At 59.1% G+C, this 19,009-nt stretch carries 21 protein-coding genes; 9 read left to right on the top strand and 12 right to left on the bottom strand.

The features are described from left to right. Positions 1 to 3 precede the first annotated feature (3 nt). The 4 genes from QK293_RS07105 to QK293_RS07090 are packed head-to-tail and all read right to left on the bottom strand — an operon-like array spanning position 4 to position 3,564. Positions 4 to 1,524, bottom strand: a complete 1,521-nt coding sequence (locus QK293_RS07105; protein WP_282376448.1) for a glycosyltransferase family 39 protein — start codon at positions 1,522 to 1,524, stop codon at positions 4 to 6. 3 nt (positions 1,525 to 1,527) lie between these two features. Next, positions 1,528 to 1,806: a lipid-A-disaccharide synthase N-terminal domain-containing protein gene (locus QK293_RS07100; protein ID WP_074878476.1), complete on the bottom strand. Its 279-nt coding sequence runs from the start codon at positions 1,804 to 1,806 to the stop codon at positions 1,528 to 1,530. Continuing rightward, positions 1,803 to 2,543: a glycosyltransferase family 2 protein gene (locus QK293_RS07095; RefSeq protein WP_282376446.1), complete on the bottom strand. Its 741-nt coding sequence runs from the start codon at positions 2,541 to 2,543 to the stop codon at positions 1,803 to 1,805. The genes QK293_RS07100 and QK293_RS07095 overlap by 4 nt, the downstream gene beginning before the upstream one ends. Positions 2,544 to 2,586: 43 nt before the next feature. Beyond that, positions 2,587 to 3,564, bottom strand: coding sequence for an NAD-dependent epimerase (locus QK293_RS07090; RefSeq protein WP_282376445.1), 978 nt, complete (start codon positions 3,562 to 3,564; stop codon positions 2,587 to 2,589). 310 nt (positions 3,565 to 3,874) lie between these two features. On the opposite strand from QK293_RS07090, the gene QK293_RS07085 reads away from it, so the two are divergent. Beyond that, on the top strand, positions 3,875 to 4,522 hold the full coding sequence (locus QK293_RS07085) for a DUF480 domain-containing protein (protein WP_282376444.1): 648 nt from the start codon (positions 3,875 to 3,877) through the stop codon (positions 4,520 to 4,522). A gap of 7 nt (positions 4,523 to 4,529) precedes the next feature. Here QK293_RS07085 and QK293_RS07080 read toward each other — a convergent pair whose 3' ends face one another. Together QK293_RS07080 and QK293_RS07075 are read right to left on the bottom strand one after the other, a co-directional pair. After that, positions 4,530 to 5,048 carry a cupin domain-containing protein gene (locus QK293_RS07080; RefSeq protein WP_282376443.1) on the bottom strand — a complete coding sequence of 173 codons (519 nt, stop codon included), beginning with the start codon at positions 5,046 to 5,048 and terminating at the stop codon, positions 4,530 to 4,532. Further along, positions 5,029 to 5,913 carry a shikimate 5-dehydrogenase gene (locus QK293_RS07075; RefSeq protein ID WP_282376442.1) on the bottom strand — a complete coding sequence of 295 codons (885 nt, stop codon included), beginning with the start codon at positions 5,911 to 5,913 and terminating at the stop codon, positions 5,029 to 5,031. Before QK293_RS07075 ends, QK293_RS07080 begins: the two co-directional genes overlap by 20 nt. Before the next feature lie 246 nt (positions 5,914 to 6,159). On the opposite strand from QK293_RS07075, the gene QK293_RS07070 reads away from it, so the two are divergent. The 3 genes from QK293_RS07070 to QK293_RS07060 all read left to right on the top strand — a co-directional run bounded on the left by QK293_RS07070 (position 6,160) and on the right by QK293_RS07060 (position 7,238). Next, positions 6,160 to 6,525, top strand: coding sequence for a hypothetical protein (locus QK293_RS07070; RefSeq protein ID WP_282376441.1), 366 nt, complete (start codon positions 6,160 to 6,162; stop codon positions 6,523 to 6,525). A gap of 235 nt (positions 6,526 to 6,760) precedes the next feature. Then, positions 6,761 to 6,955 (top strand): hypothetical protein, encoded by a 195-nt coding sequence (locus QK293_RS07065; protein ID WP_003179723.1) that lies wholly within the window; start codon positions 6,761 to 6,763, stop codon positions 6,953 to 6,955. Between the two features lie 100 nt (positions 6,956 to 7,055). Beyond that, the gene (locus tag QK293_RS07060; RefSeq protein ID WP_282376439.1) at positions 7,056 to 7,238 is read left to right on the top strand and encodes a hypothetical protein; all 183 of its coding nucleotides are present in this window, start codon (positions 7,056 to 7,058) and stop codon (positions 7,236 to 7,238) included. On the opposite strand, the gene QK293_RS07055 is transcribed toward QK293_RS07060, so the two are convergent. After that, positions 7,235 to 8,296, bottom strand: coding sequence for an AI-2E family transporter (locus QK293_RS07055; RefSeq protein ID WP_282376438.1), 1,062 nt, complete (start codon positions 8,294 to 8,296; stop codon positions 7,235 to 7,237). The genes QK293_RS07060 and QK293_RS07055 overlap by 4 nt on opposite strands. Before the next feature lie 176 nt (positions 8,297 to 8,472). On the opposite strand from QK293_RS07055, the gene yegQ reads away from it, so the two are divergent. Continuing rightward, positions 8,473 to 9,798 carry a tRNA 5-hydroxyuridine modification protein YegQ gene (gene yegQ, locus QK293_RS07050; RefSeq protein ID WP_282376437.1) on the top strand — a complete coding sequence of 442 codons (1,326 nt, stop codon included), beginning with the start codon at positions 8,473 to 8,475 and terminating at the stop codon, positions 9,796 to 9,798. A 264-nt stretch (positions 9,799 to 10,062) separates the two neighbouring features. Here the strand turns inward: yegQ and QK293_RS07045 are convergent, their stop codons facing one another. Further along, positions 10,063 to 10,293: a hypothetical protein gene (locus QK293_RS07045; RefSeq protein ID WP_282376436.1), complete on the bottom strand. Its 231-nt coding sequence runs from the start codon at positions 10,291 to 10,293 to the stop codon at positions 10,063 to 10,065. A gap of 92 nt (positions 10,294 to 10,385) precedes the next feature. Further along, a complete protein-coding gene (locus QK293_RS07040; RefSeq protein WP_282376435.1) occupies positions 10,386 to 11,099 on the bottom strand; it encodes a FadR/GntR family transcriptional regulator in 714 nt (237 codons plus the stop codon). A gap of 280 nt (positions 11,100 to 11,379) precedes the next feature. Here QK293_RS07040 and QK293_RS07035 point away from each other — a divergent pair, with 280 nt between their 5' ends. The 3 genes from QK293_RS07035 to ampC all read left to right on the top strand — a co-directional run bounded on the left by QK293_RS07035 (position 11,380) and on the right by ampC (position 15,381). After that, positions 11,380 to 12,726, top strand: coding sequence for an MFS transporter (locus QK293_RS07035; protein ID WP_282376434.1), 1,347 nt, complete (start codon positions 11,380 to 11,382; stop codon positions 12,724 to 12,726). Between the two features lie 37 nt (positions 12,727 to 12,763). After that, positions 12,764 to 14,107, top strand: a complete 1,344-nt coding sequence (gene gudD, locus QK293_RS07030) for a glucarate dehydratase (protein ID WP_282376433.1) — start codon at positions 12,764 to 12,766, stop codon at positions 14,105 to 14,107. A gap of 134 nt (positions 14,108 to 14,241) precedes the next feature. Next, a complete protein-coding gene (ampC, locus tag QK293_RS07025) occupies positions 14,242 to 15,381 on the top strand; it encodes a class C beta-lactamase (RefSeq protein WP_282376432.1) in 1,140 nt (379 codons plus the stop codon). 247 nt (positions 15,382 to 15,628) lie between these two features. Here the strand turns inward: ampC and QK293_RS07020 are convergent, their stop codons facing one another. Next, positions 15,629 to 16,177: a DUF6124 family protein gene (locus QK293_RS07020; protein ID WP_348775347.1), complete on the bottom strand. Its 549-nt coding sequence runs from the start codon at positions 16,175 to 16,177 to the stop codon at positions 15,629 to 15,631. Between the two features lie 132 nt (positions 16,178 to 16,309). Continuing rightward, positions 16,310 to 16,864, bottom strand: a complete 555-nt coding sequence (locus tag QK293_RS07015) for a DUF4174 domain-containing protein (RefSeq protein ID WP_282376431.1) — start codon at positions 16,862 to 16,864, stop codon at positions 16,310 to 16,312. Positions 16,865 to 17,044: 180 nt separating this feature from the next. Here QK293_RS07015 and QK293_RS07010 point away from each other — a divergent pair, with 180 nt between their 5' ends. After that, positions 17,045 to 17,413, top strand: coding sequence for a VOC family protein (locus QK293_RS07010; RefSeq protein ID WP_282376430.1), 369 nt, complete (start codon positions 17,045 to 17,047; stop codon positions 17,411 to 17,413). Here QK293_RS07010 and QK293_RS07005 read toward each other — a convergent pair. Continuing rightward, the gene (locus QK293_RS07005; RefSeq protein WP_282376429.1) at positions 17,410 to 19,005 is read right to left on the bottom strand and encodes an ATP-binding protein; all 1,596 of its coding nucleotides are present in this window, start codon (positions 19,003 to 19,005) and stop codon (positions 17,410 to 17,412) included. The two genes, QK293_RS07010 and QK293_RS07005, sit on opposite strands and share 4 nt — an antisense overlap. Positions 19,006 to 19,009 lie beyond the last annotated feature (4 nt).

The raw sequence follows: 19,009 nt of genomic DNA, 5'->3' as shown, positions 1-19,009 counted from the left end.
CGATTATAGCGATGCGCGGTCCCAGGTGAAGCGATAGATAGTGGCTGGCTGTGCGGGATGACAACGGCCGTTATCGGCATCGGCTCCGACGATAGACCACTGCGCGCGCGAGGTTTCACCCAGTTCACGGGCGGCCTGTGGATTAAAACACCGGCTCAGCAGTTCATCCGGCACCAAGGCGTACGCCTGGCGGTGTTCGCGCAGCCATTGAGCCGCCTGCTCGACCGTGGAGCCGATCATCCCGAAATGCACAATCGGCTGTCGGGCGAACAACCAATGGCCCTCGCGCCAGTTAACCAGCACCAGGTCCGCCCCTTTAGTCATCGCCGCCGCCTGCGCCATCAGCGCCTCGTGGGGATTGGGTCCGTCCTTGACCGGCTCAATGAAACCGCGAGCGAACCACAACGTGAACCACGTGACGGCCAACACCTGGAATGCCCGCCGACCGCTCGGACGCTTGCCGAACCAACGATTGAGCAGCCATGGGATCAGCGGCGCGGCGACCAGCACCAGCCCTGGCAACGCCGGATAAATGTACAGCTTGCGTTTGCCACTGCTCAGACAAAAGAACAGTACGACCAGTACGACCCAGCCCAGCAGCACCAGCACTCGACCGTCGCGCTTGCGTAGTTGCCTACGCCAGGCGGGCACGAGCCACGGCAAGGCCAGTACCAACGGCATCCAGTATTGCGGGATGACATTGACGAAGAAGTACCAGAATGGTTCTCGGTGATCCCACGCGGCGGCATAGCGCCCCGCCGTCTGGCGCAGAAGAATTTCCCGTGCGTAGGCGATTTCATCAGCGGCGCCATTGAATGCGATGGACACCGCCAAGGGCAGCAACCAGATCGCGATGGCGCCCAGTACCACCAAAAAACCCAGGCACCACTTGCGCGCCTCGCCCGGCATGGCCACCACACCGGGCCAGCCTTTGCGCACCGCGTAGGCATACGGAATCAGCATCAACGCCGGGACGAAGCCGACCCCTTTGGTGATCACGCCAATGCCCATGGCCGCGCACCCTGCATAAAACCACCGCCAGGCGGGCCCGAGCAGCAGGTGACGGGCCAGGCCGTACAGGCCCAGAGAGGTGAACAGAATCAGAAAACTGTCGATCTGACCGGTCCGCAGGATGCTGTAGGTCTGATAGGTGGCCAGGTACAAAAGCGCTGCTGTTCGTCCGGTACGCTGATTCCATAACCGGCGACCCAGGTCGTAGAGCATGGCCGTGACCGATGTGGCAGACAAAAGCCCAGGAATATAAAGGGCAATGGCGGGCATCCCGGTGATCCAGGTGAAAAACGCCACCGTCCACATGAAAATCGGTGGTTTATCGCCGTATATCTCGGCGGCTCGGTGCGGAATCAGCCAGGAACCGTTGTGCAGCATCTCCAGCGCAACGCCGAGGAATCGCTCCTCGTCGACATTCTGCGGCTGACGCAGCCCAAACCCGGCGCCGACCAATAAAAGAGCAAGCAACATCAGCCCCAGGCATTCGACGCTGGGTGACAGGGTTCGGCGCACGGGTCAGTCCTTCAAGGTTTTGTTGCGGGCGATCAATTGCAGGTTGCGCAAATAGACGATGGAGCCGAACGCCTGACCGGCGATGAAAACCGGGTCCTGTCGGTAAATGGCGTAAGCGAACAGCAGCGCACTGCCGACGATGCTCAGGTACCAGAAGCTCACCGGAATCACGCTGCGTTTCTTGTATTCGCTGTACAGCCACTGCAGGACAAAGCGACCGGTGAAGGCGATCTGGCCGCTGAAACCGACGACCAGCCACAGGGTTTCGCGGGAGAGGTTCATCCTTCGATTTCCTGCGCATGGGCATGCAGACGCGTGCGCCTGATCAGCCACCAAACGCCGATCAGATCGAGAATGCCCACCAGGGCGCGGTCGATGTTTCCGTAGTTGGATACGCCGGCCGTGCGGGGCCGATGGTTGACCGGATGGGTGATCATTTGACCGTTATGCCGCTGGATCAGCGCAGGAATGAACCGGTGCATGTGGTCGAAGTACGGCAAGCGCAGAAATGCCGCCCGCTGGATCAGTTTCAACCCGCAGCCGGTGTCCGGCGTCTGGTCCTTGAGCATCCGGCTGCGTAACCCGTTGGCAAAACGCGAGGCCCAGCGCTTGCTCGCGGTATCGCGACGGTTGACCCGGTGGCCGGCTACCAACTGAAGGTCGACGCGACCTTGCTCACTGCGCACTAATGCCAGCATGCCGGGGATATCCGCCGGATCGTTCTGACCGTCGCCATCGAGCGTGGCCAGCCATTGGCCTCGGGCGACGAGCGCCGCATGGTAGAGCGAAGTGCTCTGCCCCAGCGAACGTTCATGGCGCAGGATGCGCAATGTGTTCAGGCCGCTGTGCCTGGTTTGCCGCAGTTCCTGCAAGGAGGCGTCAGTACTGCCATCGTCCACGACGATGATTTCATACGCCTCATCGGCCAGTGCGATACGGATTTCTTCGAGCAGCGATTTGAGATTGCTCGCCTCGTTCTTTGCCGGGATCAGTACAGATACAAATATGTCTTGGCTCATAGAGGCCCCTATTACCCTGGATTTTTTATCGAGGGCCAACGTTTCATCTCTGATAAAAGTGGCGGTACCACTTCACAAATTCCGTTACGCCGGCTTCAACCGTCACTTGAGGATGGAAATCGACCCACTGCGCCAATGCCGACACATCCGCCCAGGTCTTGACCACATCGCCAGCCTGCAGCGGCAGGAAGTTGCGCCGGGCTTCCCTGTCCAGGGCCGACTCCAGGCAATCGACGAAATCCAGCAGCGCCACCGGCGTGCCGCGTCCGATGTTGAAGATTCGGTTGGCGCCATCGCCAGGTCCGTCCGCCAGCGGTGGTCGTGGGCGCAGGCGTGCGATGCCTTCGACGATGTCGTCGATGTAGGTGAAGTCGCGCGACATCTGGCCTTGGTTGTAGAGGTCGATCGGCCGGCCGTTGAGGATCGCTTCGGTAAATTTGAACAGCGCCATGTCGGGGCGCCCCCAAGGTCCGTAAACGGTAAAAAAACGCAGGCCGCTGGCCTTCAGTCCATACAGATGGCAGTAGCTGTGGGCCATCAGCTCATTGGCACGTTTGCTGGCGGCATACAGCGAAATTGGATGATCGACCGCGTCTTCGACGCTGAACGGCATTTTGCTGTTGGTGCCGTACACCGAGCTGCTCGATGCATAAATCAGATGCTCGGGTCGATGGTGCCGGCAGGCTTCCAGCACATTCAGAAAACCCACCAGGTTCGATTGCGCATACACGTCCGGGTTGTCCAGCGAGTAGCGAACGCCCGCCTGGGCAGCCAGATGGATAACCTCTGTGAAGCCGTGATCCTTGAACAACGCCATCAGGGCCGGTTTGTCGACGATGTCCAGTGCCTGGAACTGAAAGCCCGACAAGGACTTCAGTTCCTTGAGTCGCGCGTGTTTGAGTTCCACGCTGTAGTAGTCGTTGAGATTATCAATACCTACGACCTCAAGACCTTCCTGACACAAGCGCTTCACCGTGTGATACCCGATGAAACCGGCGGCGCCGGTGACCAGTACGGTCATAGCGGGCGGGCGCCGAACAGCGCATTATTGCGGGTCGATACCCACGTCAGCTTCATGCCTTGCTCCACTGCACAATTAATAAGGCCGGTGACGTCGTCGATAGGGATTTTCGCCGTACCCGTTAATGAGCCGCAGTCGTCTGCGGCCATGCATACGGTGCACGTCTGATTGTTAAGATGGCGTGACGGGTTGATTTAGGTTTTGTGACCATTACCAAGGTGCTGCGACGAATTCAGTTGCCATTGGCACACGTCAATCTAAAGTGCATGCCAGCAGGAGAAAAACATGAACCCGGGAAGGATGCAGAATCATGAGCACTGAGCAAGAAACGACCTTCGACGAGCCGCGACTCAACAGCACGGAAATCCGCATTCTGGGTTCGTTGATCGAAAAACAGGCCACCAGCCCGGAAACCTATCCACTGACCCTCAATGCGCTGGTGATTGCCTGCAACCAGAAAACCAGCCGCGAGCCGGTGATGAACCTTACCCAAGGTCAGGTCGGCCAGAGTCTGCGCGCCCTCGAAGGACGCGGTTTTACCAAACTGGTGATGGGCAGTCGTGCCGACCGCTGGGAACATAAGGTCGACAAGGCACTGGAACTGGTGCCGGCGCAGGTCATTCTTGCGGGGCTGCTGTTCCTGCGCGGTCCGCAAACGGTCAATGAACTGCTGACCCGCAGCGGCCGCATGCATGACTTCGAGGATGCCGAACAGGTCGTGCATCAACTGGAACGCTTGATTGCTCGAGGTCTGGCGCTGTTGATTGCGCGCCAGGCCGGTCAGCGTGAAGACCGCTACATGCACGCCTTGGGTGACCCGACGGACATCGAAGTGATCCTTGCGGCACGGCAGAACCCGGTTGAACGTGGCACGGGCAGCGGCGTATCGGTTGAGCGGATCGAAGAACTTGAGACGCGGATTGCGGCGCTGGAAGAGCGCTTGGCCCGCCTCGAATAACCCTGCGCTACTCGCCGTCCCAATAATCCACGCCGTCAGCCGGCCTGGCGACGGCGACGAAGCCCGAGGCATTGCCCTCGGCGTCGACCTTGAAGTCGTCCATCACCACGTACTTGCCGGAATCCGGGTACTCGCAAATCTCGGGTGATTGCTGGGTGCTGACTGCCAGGTAGCGCAGCTCAGCGTTGCTGGTGTTGATGATCTGGTGTGCGGTTTCAGGGCCGCCCGGCGGGCAGGCAATGACATCCCCGGCGCGAACGGGAAAGCGTTCGCCACCCAAGCGAATCTCCCCTTCCCCGGCCACGATGTAAAACATCTCCTCGTTGACCCTATGACTGTGAAACGGGCTGCCACGCATCCCCGGTTCCAGCGCGTACAGGCGATAACCCAATTTCTGCGCGCCGAGTTGCTGGCCGATGCGCGCCTGCCGCTGCTGATAGCGGCCGGCGGTGTCTCCTGTAGGGGCAAACGCTTCGGGCAGCGCCTCAAGTTCGGCTTGATCCAGATTAAGAATGGCAGGATGCATGAATTACCTCAGTCGGTTTCGCTTGCTGGGCACCAGGATAGCCAAGGCTACTGCGGGCAAATTCCACGGCGTTGTGAAACTGCTCATCGGTCGGCCGCACGCCGGTGTACAGCACGAACTGCTCCAGCGCCTGGATCGCGATCACTTCCAGCCCGGTGATCACTCGCTTACCTTCAGCACGACCGTGCACAATCAACGGTGTTTCCGAGGGGACTGCCACTACGTCGAAGACAGTCTCGGCAGCAGCTATGGTGTCAGCATCAAACGCCAGCTGATCGACCTCGGGGCCGCCGGTCATGCCAATCGGTGTGACGTTGATCAGCATCTGCGGCCGCTCCGAGCCCAGCTCCGCTTGCCATTGATAGCCCAGCGATTCGGCCAACGCACGTCCGGCACGCTCGTTACGGGCAACGATCAGGCCATTTTTGTAGCCACCATCGCGCAAGGCACTGGCCACTGCCTTGGCCATGCCGCCGCTGCCGCGCAGGGCAAAGGTCGATTCCTTCGGCACCTCGTGGGTTTCAAGCAACTGGGCGATCGCGATGTAGTCGGTGTTGTAAGCCTTGAGATGGCCGTTAGTGTTGACGATGGTATTGATCGATTGAATGGCCGCCGCGGAGGCGTCCAGTTCATCGACCAGCGCAATGCACGCCTCCTTGAACGGCATCGACACGCCGCAACCACGAATCCCCAGGGCGCGAATGCCGCCAACGGCGCCTGGCAGGTCCTGGCTGCTGAAGGCCTTGTAGTAAAAATTCAGGTCCAGTTGCTCATACAGATGATTGTGAAACCGCAGGCCAAAATTGCCGGGGCGCCCGGAAAGCGACATGCACAGCTGGGTGTCTCTGTTGGGGTTCATCTGCATGAAATATCTCCTTCAATAGCACTTTCAGATGGACGGGATTAGCCACTCCATCGGGTCTGATCGATCATAACCGCGTACCTGCGCGCGGCATCAAGGGATGCGTAAAGAACCTAGTACAGACCTTACACAAAATTTACCCAACGGCTGTGCTGATTTAAAAAAAAAAGCTGTCTTAGAATTATCCCCGCGACAATCCTTGGGTCTATTGCAGACGCAAGCGCCGGGTCGAAGAACCGAGGAATTATCATGATCCGTAAAATCCCCACAGTTGCCTTGCTGATCGGTGCTTTTGCTATCGCAGGGCAGGCAGCGGCTGGCGGCGGTCACGGTTGGCAAGGGCCTGCGGTATTTGGCGCGATCGTTGGCTCGGCCATCGTCGGTTCGGCCATCATCAACAGCAACCGCCCGGTCTATGTACAGCAACCGGTTTACGCTCAGCCTCAGCCGGTTTACATACAACAACCTCCACCGGTTTATTACCAGCCGGCACCGGTGTACGTGCAACAACCGGTCTATTACGGCCCGCCGCCGGTTTACTACGGCCCGCCACGTGGTTATTACGGTCCACCACGCGGTTACTACGGCCCTCCCCACGGTTATGGCCGCTGGTAACAGAATCATCAGGCCCCGCCTCAACAGCGGGGCCTTTTTTGTGACCGTCCGTCGGTAGAAGTCTGAATAAATCTCGCCAAGGTCGCTGTCGGGACAGTCTTTGCGGTTCAAGTTGGCAAGATTGACTCGCCCCCCTTCCCCCGCTTTGGGGAAAACGGTCATATTTATGTCATGTCAGGTCCGCAATCTTGGACCTGTCCGTTAACAACAGGTTGATAAAAACAAGGACGACCTCATGCCCACGCAAAACCCGCACCGCATTGTCGGCTTGTGCACTTCCAGCAAGGTGTACAACGCACTGACCGAACTCAAGCACCTGGAAGGCCATCGCAGCGCCAAATTTCTTTCGCTGCTGGCAGAAAACCTGGTGCGTAAAGGCTTGCTCAACGAGCAGGAAGTGGTCCATATGCTTGATCTGGTGGTCGACTGAACCGAAGGCTCATTGGCGTCAATGACGACTATCGAAAGCGTTGATTGTCCGTCCAGGCGTCGGGTCCGTAAGGTAGCTCCTTAGATTGATGGAGGTACTTATGTCCCAGGTTCAGATTATGTCCGTTATCGGCAGCGCCGTTCCCGCACCGCTTAGAGAGCTAGGATTGCTCGCCTGTTGGTATCTGGTGCAGGACGGCGAACCGATCAGCGGCCCGCTCACCTCGCTGCCAGCCGCCCAGGCACTGTCGCAACAAATCGGCCAAGGCCAACTCAGCGCCTAAGGCAGCTGCACCCGCGGCTTGGTTTCGATGAAGATGGCCCAGCTCGACATAAACAGCGCGGCGATCAGCGGCCCGATCACAAAGCCATTGAGGCCGAAGACCGCCAGACCGCCAAGGGTCGAAATGAGGATCAGATAGTCCGGCATCTTTGTATCCTTGCCCACCAGGATCGGTCGCAGCACGTTATCCACCAGACCGATCACAAAAATCCCGAACAGCCCCAGCACCACGCCCTGCCAGATCGCCCCGGCGAACAGGAAAAACGCCGCCACCGGCGCCCAGACGATCCCTGCCCCCACCGCTGGCAACAGGGATAGAAACGCCATCAATACCGCCCAGAGCAACGCGCTCGGGACGTCCAGAAACCAGAAAATCAAACCGCCCAATGCGCCCTGTGTGATCGCCACCAGCAGGTTGCCCTTCACTGTCGCCCGCACCACGCGATTGAATTTGAGCTGCAGACGGCGTTTCTGGTGTTCATCCAGCGGCACGGCAGCGCGAACTTTTCGCGCCAGTTCGGCGCCGTCCCGCAGAAAGAAGAACAGCAGGTACAGCATGATGAAAAACCCCACCACAAACTCGAACGTACCCTGACCAAAACTGAAGGCTTTGTTGGCGATGAACTCATTACCCGTTACTGCACTCTTGATGATTTTCTCCCGCAACCCGTCCAGCTCGCCAACCCCGGCCCGATCGAGCACGTGCTGAAAGTACGGCGGCAGGCTGTGTTTGAAATGCGTCACATACCCGGCGATGTCCAGTTCGCCGCTTTCGATGCTCTTGTACAGCGCGGCCCCTTCTTGAACCAGCAAGATACTGAGGATGATCACCGGCAAGATCGCGATCACCAGGCAGATGCTCAGGGTGAGCAGCGACGTCACGTTGCGCTCCCAGCCGAACTTCAGTTGCAGTCGACGCTGCAGGGGCGCGAAGAGGATGCCGAGGATGACTGCCCAGAACACCGCGCCGTAAAACGGCAGCAAAATCCAGATGAAAGCGGCGGTGACCAGCCCTAGCAAGATCACCAGTGATTTATTTTGTACTGTCTCTTCGTTCATGTCCGATCCATGTCAGTCTGCAGGGGCGCAGGCTCTTGTAATGAAGAGCCGTCCTGATGCTTAGTCCGCCACGGTTCGCGCGAGTGCCATCCGTTTGTTCATCAAGCATAGATCCAGATCAATGAACCCCGAGGGCAAGCCGCTTACTCTCGGCAGCTTTTGCGATCGACACTGCCATGACCCTGCTCCCCCCGGAACTGCTCGCCCCCGCTGGCACGCTGAAAAACATGCGTTATGCCTTCGCCTATGGCGCCGATGCGGTGTACGCCGGTCAGCCGCGCTACAGCCTGCGGGTGCGCAATAACGAATTCGATCACGCCAATCTCGCCCTCGGCATTCACGAGGCCCAGGCTCAGGGCAAGCGTTTCTATGTGGTAGTGAACATCGCCCCGCACAACGCCAAGCTGAAAACCTTCCTCAAGGATCTGGCACCGGTGATTGCCATGGCGCCGGACGCGCTGATCATGTCCGACCCGGGCCTGATTATGCTGGTCCGCCGGCATTATCCGCAGATGCCGATTCACCTTTCGGTACAGGCCAACACGGTGAACTGGGCCAGTGTCGAATTCTGGCAGCAACAAGGCTTGAGCCGGATCATCCTGTCGCGGGAACTGTCCCTGGAAGAAATCGCCGAAATCCGCGAGCAGGTCCCGGCGATGGAACTGGAGGTGTTCGTCCACGGCGCCTTGTGCATGGCCTATTCCGGTCGCTGCCTGTTGTCGGGTTACATGAACAAGCGCGACGCCAATCAGGGCAGTTGCACCAACGCCTGTCGCTGGAAATATTCGGCGCAGCCGGCCACGGAAAATCAGCTTGGCGAGATCGTGCAGACCTTCCAGCCAGAACCCACCCTGGGCATCGGCGCCCCGACCGATCAGGTGTTCCTGTTGCAGGAAGCCAACCGGCCCGACGAACTGATGCCGGCCTTTGAAGACGAACACGGCACCTACATCATGAATGCCAAGGATCTGCGCGCGGTGCAGCACGTCGAGCGCCTGACGCAGATGGGTGTGCACTCATTGAAAATAGAGGGCCGGACCAAATCCCACTTTTACTGCGCGCGGACCACTCAGGTTTATCGCCGGGCGATCGACGACGCGGTGGCCGGTCGCGCGTTCGACCGCAGCCTGATGACGGACCTGGAATCCCTCGCTCAGCGCGGCTACACCGAAGGTTTTTTGCGGCGGCATGTGCATGACGAGTACCAGAACTACCAACACGGCAGTTCGGTGTCCGAGCGGCAGCAGTTTGTCGGCGAGCTGACCGGTGAGCGGCGTGACCGGATGGCGGAAGTCAAGGTGAAGAATCGATTTGGCCTGGGCGATCACATGGAACTGATGACGCCCAAGGGCAACTTCCAATTCGACTTGCATCAGCTGCAAAACGTCAAAGGCGAGCCGATCGAGGTGGCTCTGGGGGATGGGCACACCGTGTACCTGCCGACTCCGGATGCAGTGGATTTGCGGTTTGGGTTGTTAATGCGGGATGTGGGCACAGTTTAGATTCATGTGCACCTGGCGCTGGTTGTGTTGGTCAGTGTGTTCGCCATAAATCTTGCGTCGGCCGGTGGCGATTCGAGGAGTCGGTGTCTGATGGGGCATTTTTAGCGATGCCTCCGACGCTTTCGCAGGCAGCGCCCACAGTGTCTGTGGCGATCACATTATTCTCATCCGACTCGAAACCTGTGGGAGCGGGCTTGCCGGCGATGAACGATGACGCGGTTGAACTGCACGGCATAACACCCCGGCGCACTGGCCGGGTTCTGTTTATCGCCTGTCATCGGACAGCGGTGTTGGCTCATCTGCCGGAGGAACGTCCTCGGCCGCCTCAGGATCCATCCAGTCTTCAGGTCGATCTGCGTCCGCCTCGGCCGGGTCCCGCGAAGGGTCCATGCCGGGTGGCGCGTCATGATCCAGGGTCGGCTCGTCAGTGCCGGGCATGGGTCTGGTAGGGTCGGTATTGGGCGTTCCACCCTGGAACATCGAATCGTTAGCCATGACGCACCTCACTGATGAGGTCCAGCAACTCTGGGCCGTACTCATTGGAAGCAGGGTCGCGTATGAGGTGCTATCGAGTAGACAAACGGTGGTCAGCGATCGGCCGAAAACCGGTCGCGACTGTTGCTCAGGTGCAGCCACATGGCCGCCCGCGCTGCATCCGGATCCTGGCGCTTGATGGCGTTGAGAATCGCCTCGTGCTCAAGGTTGGCCAGTTGCCCGAGCTTGCTCAAGTCCACTGCGCCGCGCTCGGCGGCATTGACGCGGGTTCGCGGGATCATGGCGCTGCCCAGGTGCTGCATGATTTCGGTGAAGCACACGTTGCCGGTGGCTTCGGCGATCAGCAGATGGAAGCGCTTGTCGGCTTCGACGCAGCTGTCGTTGTTGGCCAGCAGGCGCTGATAGTCGTCCAGCGCATCGCGCATCTGCGCCAATTGATGATCCGTGCGACGGGTTGCAGCCAGTGCGGCGGCCTGGGTTTCCAGGCCCATGCGCAACTCCAGAATGCTGCGCACCCCCAGCGCGGTATCGACGTTCAACCGAAGCCCCTGCTCCGGTGCTCGTTCAATAACAAAGGTGCCAATACCGTGCCGGGTCTCCACTAACCCGGACGCCTGCAGCTTCGAGATCGCCTCGCGCACCACCGTGCGACTGACCCCATGCTCCTGAACAATCGTGTTCTCGGACGGCAGCTTGTCTCCGGGCAGCATTTGGCCGAGCAAGATGCGCTGGGTCAGTTTGGCGACCAGGTCATAGGCCAGGTTATGGGTGCGCTTGCGGGCAGGCGCGTCGAGGTCTTCTTGCATGGCAATCATCCGAAAGCAGGGCTACCGGAATCGTAGCACTGCGCTCGACGGGAATCTCAGGAAAACGCCAACAACTTGTATGATAACACTTAAGAACAACGGCATTTTTACCACTAAGAAGGCGCCGCATAACCGCAAAAAGAATAATAAACCTCTTAAACAACGCCAGATTGTTGGACTGCGACGCTTGCAGGAAGAAAAAATGTAGTTGTATGATGTCTAGCAACATCGCAACATTCAGCCACACCCCGCATAAAAATAATCAGTGGGAGATAACGCAGTGAATACATCCATATCCGGGATGAACGATGGCGCCGATTCGGTCCTGAAGTCCGCCATCTCGAAAGTGAAACGCCATGTCTTGCCGCTGTTCGTGATCATGTTCATCGTCAACTACATCGACCGCGTGAACATCGGCTTCGTCCGTGCCCACATGGAACATGACCTGGGGATCGGCGCTGCCGCCTACGGCTTCGGTGCCGGGCTGTTCTTCATCGGTTACGCGCTGTTTGAAGTCCCCTCCAACATCCTCCTGCAAAAAGTCGGCGCGCGAATCTGGCTGACCCGCATCATGCTGACCTGGGGCCTGGTTGCCGCTTGCATGGCGTTCATCCAGAACGAAACCCACTTCTACATCCTGCGATTCTTGCTGGGCGTGGCCGAAGCCGGCTTCTTCCCCGGAGTGATTTATTACTTCACCCGCTGGTTGCCCGGCGTGGAACGCGGCAAGGCGATTGCCATCTTCCTCAGTGGCTCGGCCATTGCTTCGCTGATCTCCGGTCCGCTGTCCGGGCTGCTGTTACAAATCAGCGGATTCGGCCTGCACGGCTGGCAATGGATGTACTTCATTGAAGGGATGTTCTCAGTCGGGCTGTGCGTGTTCGTCTGGTTCTGGCTGGACTCCAAACCCCACGACGCAAAATGGCTGAGCCGTGAAGAACAGGACGCTCTGGTCAAAGCCATCGACGACGAACAACTGGCCCGCGAAGCCGCGACGCCGATCAAACCTTCCTTAAGCAAACTGCTCAAGGATCGCCAGATCATCCTGTTCTGTCTGATCTACTTCTTCATCCAATTGACCATCTATGCCGCGACCTTCTGGCTGCCGAGCATCATCAAAAAGATGGGCGATCTGAGCGACATTCAGGTCGGGCTGTTCAATTCGATCCCGTGGTTGCTGTCGATCGTCGGCATGTACGCCTTCGCTTCGCTGTCGGCCAAATGGAAGCATCAACAAGCCTGGGTCGCCGCTGCCCTCCTGATCGCGGCGGCCGGAATGTTCATGTCCACCACCGGCGGGCCGATCTTCGCTTTCGTTGCGATCTGCTTTGCTGCGTTGGGTTTCAAATCGGCGTCGTCGCTGTTCTGGCCGATTCCCCAGGCCTATCTGGATGCACGGATCGCTGCAGGCGTGATCGCGCTGATCAACTCGGTGGGCAACCTCGGCGGCTTCGTCGCACCGACCACGTTCGGTCTGCTGGAAGAACGCACCGGCTCGATTCAGGGTGGGCTGTACGGCCTGGCCGCGACCTCGATCATTGCCGCGATCATCGTCTTCGCCGCACGCAATAAACCGAAACCCGCACCGGCTGTTGCTCTGGGCAAACCAGCGCCCAAGCACGCCTGAACACTCATGCGAGAGCACAGTTTTGAAGGACATGAAAATGAACGCACAAGAAGCCGCAAAAGCCCCGATCATCATCAGCATGCAGGTTGTCCCGGTGGCCGGCCACGATGGCATGCTGCTCAACCTGAGCGGCGCTCACGGGCCGTTTTTCACCCGCAACATCGTGATCCTCAAGGACAACGCCGGTCACACTGGCGTCGGTGAAGTACCGGGCGGCGAGCGCATTCGCCAGACCCTCGAAGACGCTCGTGAGTGGGTGGTCGGCAGTCCGATTGGCACTTACCAAAAGATCCTCAATCAGGTGCGCCAGACTTTCGCTGATCGCGACGTCGGCGGTCGCGGTCTACAGACGTTCGATTTGCGCATCACCATCCACGCCGTCACTGGCCTTGAAGCTGCGCTGCTTGATCTCTTGGGTCAGCACCTGGACGTGCCGGTGGCCGCCCTGCTCGGTGAAGGCCAGCAACGCGACGAAGTGAAGATGCTCGGTTACCTGTTTTATGTCGGTGATCGCAACGAAACCGATCTGGCCTACCGCAGCGAACCGGACGCCGACAACGACTGGTTTCGCGTGCGTCACGAAAAGGCCATGACCGCCGACGCCGTCGTCCGCCTGGCCGAAGCCGCCCACGCCCGTTACGGGTTCAAGGACTTCAAACTCAAGGGCGGCGTGCTCAGCGGTGATGAAGAAATCGAAGCCGTCACCGCCCTGGCCGAACGCTTCCCCGACGCGCGCATTACCCTTGATCCGAACGGCGCGTGGTCACTCAAAGAAGCCATTCGCCTGTGCCGGGATCAGCATCATGTGTTGGCTTACGCCGAAGATCCGTGCGGCGCAGAGAACGGTTATTCCGGACGTGAAGTCATGGCTGAGTTCCGTCGTGCCACGGGTCTGAAAACCGCCACCAACATGATCGCCACCGACTGGCGGGAAATGGGCCACGCGATCCAGTTGCAATCGGTGGATATCCCGTTGGCCGACCCGCACTTCTGGACCCTGCAGGGCTCGGTCCGCGTGGCGCAGATGTGCCATGAATGGGGCCTGACCTGGGGCTCGCATTCCAACAACCACTTCGATATTTCCCTGGCCATGTTCACCCACGTCGCGGCGGCGGCACCGGGAGAAATCACCGCCATCGACACCCACTGGATCTGGCAGGACGGTCAACGCCTGACCAAAGCGCCGCTGCAAATCGTCGGCGGCTGCGTGCAGGTGCCGAAGAAACCCGGGTTGGGCGTCGAACTGGACATGGATCAGCTGGCCAAGGCCCATGAGCTGTACAAAGGCATGGGATTGGGCGCACGGGATGACAGCGTGGCGATGCAGTTTCTGATACCGGGATGGACGTTCGATAACAAGCGGCCGTGTCTGGTGCGCTGAATCAGCGGTCGCGCCTGGCCTGTTAACAATCAGCCCGGCCCGCCTATGGGCGGCCGGGTTTAAAAAACGCTCGGAGCGGAGCGTTTAACACCCTAAAATGGCGCGCAATCGAATCAATGACGGACAAAACCAACATGGATAGGCTGAAGACTCTCGCCGTTTGCGTGGCGGTACTCGCCACCGGCCAATGTGTCGCACAGGATCAAATCGAGACGGTGGTGAATGCCGCCGTACGACCGGTCATGCAAGCCCAGGCCGTTCCCGGAATAGCCGTGGCCGTGACCGTCAACGGAAAGCCGTATTACTTTAACTACGGCGTGGCTTCGAAAGAGAGCGCACAACCCGTCACTGAAAACACCCTGTTCGAGATCGGTTCGGTGAGCAAAACCTTCACCGCTACCCTCGCCGCCTACGCTCAGGCCACTGGCAAACTGTCCCTGTCCGACAAGGCCAGCAGCGTTCTGCCGGAACTGCGTGGCAGCGCGTTCGATAACATCAGCGTGCTGCAACTGGGCACCTACAGCGCTGGCGGACTGCCGCTGCAATTCCCCGAGGATGACGATGCACCGGACAAGATGCTCGGCTATTTCAAGCAGTGGAAACCGACCTATGCCGCCGGCACCCATCGACAGTATTCAAACCCGAGTCTGGGGTTGTTCGGTTATCTGGCGGCCAAAAGCATGGGCCAGCCGTTTGATGAGCTGATGGAGACGTCCCTGCTGCCGAAACTCGGGCTAAAGCACACCTACCTCAAGGTGCCACAGGCTCAAATGGGACTTTACGCTCAGGGTTACAACAAGGATGACAAACCTGTGCGGGTTGGGCCGGGGACACTGGATTCGGAGGCTTATGGCGTGAAAACCAGCGCCGCGGACCTGATTCGTTATGTTGAAGCGAACATGAAACCGACCAGCCTTGAAGATCCGCTGCAGCGGGCAGTCGCCACGACGCATTCCGGTTACTACAAGGTGGGCGAGATGACTCAGGGGTTGGGCTGGGAGTTCTACAACTACCCGGTCACCCTCGATACATTGCTGGCGGGTAACTCGACGCAGATGGCGATGGAGGCTCACGAAGTCCAGTGGCTGAACCCGCCGCAACCTCAACCGAAAAGCGTGCTGATCAACAAAACCGGTTCAACGAGCGGCTTCGGTGCCTACGTGGCGTACGTACCGTCGAAAGACATCGGCATCGTAATCCTGGCCAACAAAAACTACCCGATCCCTGAGCGAATCAAGATCGCACACAAAATATTGAGCGCACTGGCCAAGTAGCCGAGAAGCGCGATTTCTCGTAGCAGCTGCCGAGCCTGCGAGGCTGCGTTCGAGCGCGGAGCGGTCGCCATCCGGCTAATGGGTTTTCCTGAAAGAACGCGGTTGCATGTTTTACGACTGCTTCGCCCGAGCGCGGACCGAGCCGAGCCGAACGCAGCCTCGCAGGCTCGGCAGCTGCTACAGATCTCTAGCGGGCAGAAAAATGTCCGCCCCCTTTGAGGTCGCCCCTTGTCGATACTGCGTCAGCTCAATGCCGAGTCGGCGGCTGAGCGTCAGGCGCATCGCTTCTCGGATCAAGATTTTCCCGTGCCTGATTCACCAACAACTCGGCGACCGACGCCAATGGCTGAATCGACAGCAGCACATTGCGGTTCGAGCCTTCCAGTTTGCCGGTAAAATTCGCAATCAGGACATTCAGGGAGGCAAGGGTTTCACAGGCCTGATTTAGCAGGGCTAGTGTGTCGACACCGGGGGCAACAGTGAAGATCTGCTTGGTCGTGGCGGTACGCCTGGGACTTCGAATGACTGCGTCTTTTGAGGTTTCACACAGCTTCGCGGGACCGAAATGATCGGCGTCGGTTAGGGTTTGCGGTTGATTCTGGCTGAATTTTTTCACAGACAAGGCTCCTTTTGTGCCATCGGTGTTTTTCGTCCCTGGATCCCTCAGTGTCGCGGACTCCCACGTCCGACCGCGATTTTGCGGTGGCTGTCGAAGGCTAGCGGTGCGCTCTGACAGATACCAGTTCATGAAGTCCGACAGGACTTGAAGGACATTTCCGAGACCAATAGAAGCCAATACATCTCTCCCTGGAACACCCGGTTTTTTAGCAACAGCCGAGCAAAAAAATGGGCGACCTCCAGAGGTCGCCCATTTTTCATTGTTGTAGCAGCTGGCGCAGGCTGCGCCAGCTGCTACAAAAGTCTGCGTTTAATCGTCCGGCATTTCAGGGGGCTTGGCTGGTTTGCCCGGTTTTGCGCCTTTGGCACCCTTGGTGGCCGGTTCGGCTACAACGGGCGTCGCGACCGTCGGTGCAGCAGTTTCTTTCTCGGTCACTGGCAACGCGTCGATGGTCTCGAAAATTTTCTTCAAATCGACCGATTTTGATTCATCCCCCGAACTCTCGAATTTCTTTTCCCCGTCCTTGCCCACCAGGATGACTTTGCTCTTAGCGCCGGCCCCCAACTTGAGCGAGCGGATCAATGCCGCCGTGTCTTGTGGACCCAAGTCTTTGCCGTCGCGCTGGCCCATCAAATTGAGCACGGTGTACAGGACCATGTTTCGCTCGGTGAAACCCTTGCGGTTGGCCGGCTCATCCAGCGACTTTTTAAGGCTGACCCACGTGGGGTCGACCGTGCTCGGAGCGATGACAATCAGTGGCCGGGACCTGCCCTTGTCCATATCCAGAGGTGAGTCGCTGTCGGCAGCGAACAAGGGGCCGGCGAAAGCCAGCAGGGTAGTCAGGGTCAATGACCTGATGAGCATGCGCATCTCCTTTTGATATCCACGCTCTAATGATTGCGCATCGCGGCGTTCGTTCCGGGTGACGCACCGCAATTGTCTCTCGCCTTGCCCCAAGCTTAGGTCAGGGCGGTCATTGCGCAACAGGCTGAGCTAATCTCATCGCGCAACAACAACGCCCTGATCCGCCGTGAGGACCTGTGAATGAGCGCTCAGCTGAACCACACCATTGTCTGGTGCCGCGACCAGCAGACATCAGCAAACTACCTGGCAGAAATCCTCGGCCTGCCCAGCCCCGAACCCTTCGGCCCGATGCTGATCGTCACGTTCGACAACGGTGTGTCACTGGACTTCTACGACAATGACCCGCCGATTGCCTCCCAGCACTACGCGTTTTTGATCGGTGACGACGATTTCGATGCGGCCTTCGCCCGCCTGCAAGCACGAAAACAACCCTGGTGGGCCGACCCCGGCAAGCAACGACCGAACGAGATCAACGATTACGGCGGTGGCCGGCGGGTTTATTTCGATGACCCGGACGGGCATCTGCTGGAGATTCTGACCCGCCCCTAAGCCGCGTCAGCCACTAACGCCGGAATGGAAAAGGTAAACACGCTGCCAATCCCCGGTTCGCTCTCGGCCCAAAGCTCTCCGCCATGGGCCTGCACGATGCTGCGGCAGATGTACAACCCCAGGCCACTGCCGTTGGGATTACCGTCACGAACCGACCAGTAGCGCTCGAAGATGTGCGGCAAATGCACGGCGTGGATACCACCGCCATTGTCGCGCACCGAGATCAGTACCTTGCCGTCTACCTGGCGGGCGCTGAGGTCAATACGTCCGCCCGAGGGGGTGAATTTAACCGCGTTGCCCAACAGGTTCGACAGCACCTGGAACAACCGTTGGGGATCGGCGTCGATGCTCAATCCTTCAGAACTGCTGCAGTTGAGCTCGATGTTTTTGTGGGACGTGAGGGTCACCAGCAACCCACAGACCTCTTGAAGCAGTTTGACCACATCCAGCGGCTTGCACTCGAGTGGGTACTTGCCTGCATCGAGTTTCGACTTGTCCAGCAAATCGGCAATCAGGGTGTTCATCCTTGCGGTGGCTTGCTCCATGGTGCCCAGGGCCGCGCTCAGGCGCACGGTATGCTTGCCTTCGTCCCTGGCAACCAGGCGCTGCATCATTCCGCATTGCATGATGATAATGGTCATGGGATTGCGCAGGTCATGGGATACCACCGCCACCAACTCATCACGCTTGCGGACGGCTTCATGCTCGCGGAGCACCTGACGGGCGAGGTCGTTTTCGATGGCACTGCGGCGTAGCTCTTTGACCGCATAAGTATCCGCCGCGCTCCATTCGCGCGCCCTGCCCTCCACTTGCTGTTCCCACAGCGCAAAGGAAGTACGCGGTTGCAAACGGTTGTCGTCTCCGGCACTGAAATGCTCATCAGGATTGCCGCTCCACTTCCGGCTGGAGCGCAGTTGCGGGCGGAACCACAGGACGCCGTTGTCCACCGGTTTGGGCAGCACGAACGCCAGCAGACCGCTGGCCACGTCACTGTAGAGGGCGCTGGCACCGTGCAGGCCTTGCAGGTGGTCGGTCAACAGCGGCTCGCCGCTTTTCAGGCACTGCTCGCGCACCCACAGGTAAAGCGCGCGTACCTGCTCAACCGTCGGGCACTCACCGAACAGCTGCAAGCGGTCTTCGATCAATACGGCGACGCCACTGGCCCCGGTCAGGGCTTGCAATGGCTCCGGGTGGTTGAGCAACCCCTCCAGCACATCGCGGTCAGCCAGGCGCATCGCTGCGGTCAGTTCATTGAGCAGCCGGGATTTCTGTTCACGCTGGCGCTGTTCGTCCCGGGTGTGCAGTGCCGTGATCTGCACGCTGAGCAACTGGGCGATCGCGGCGCACATCGTGCGCACCGAATGGCTCACCAGCAACGGTTCAGGATGGGCACACGTGATCAGCCCCCAAAGCTGATCGTTCGCAAGCAAAGACAAGCTCATGGAGGCCCGCACGCCCATGTTTTCCAGGTACTGGCAGTGCACCGGCGACACGCTGCGCAGGACCGAAAAACCCAGGTCCAGCGGCTGTCCGGTGTCAGGGCGCAACACCGGAAGAATCGGCACCGGCACATAACGCGCATCCGGGATCACCCGA

This window comes from Pseudomonas sp. AL03 (assembly GCF_029960815.1).
Taxonomy (GTDB): domain Bacteria; phylum Pseudomonadota; class Gammaproteobacteria; order Pseudomonadales; family Pseudomonadaceae; genus Aquipseudomonas.
Note: the sequence above shows the minus strand (reverse complement) of the source record. Positions and strands in the feature narration are given on the sequence as shown.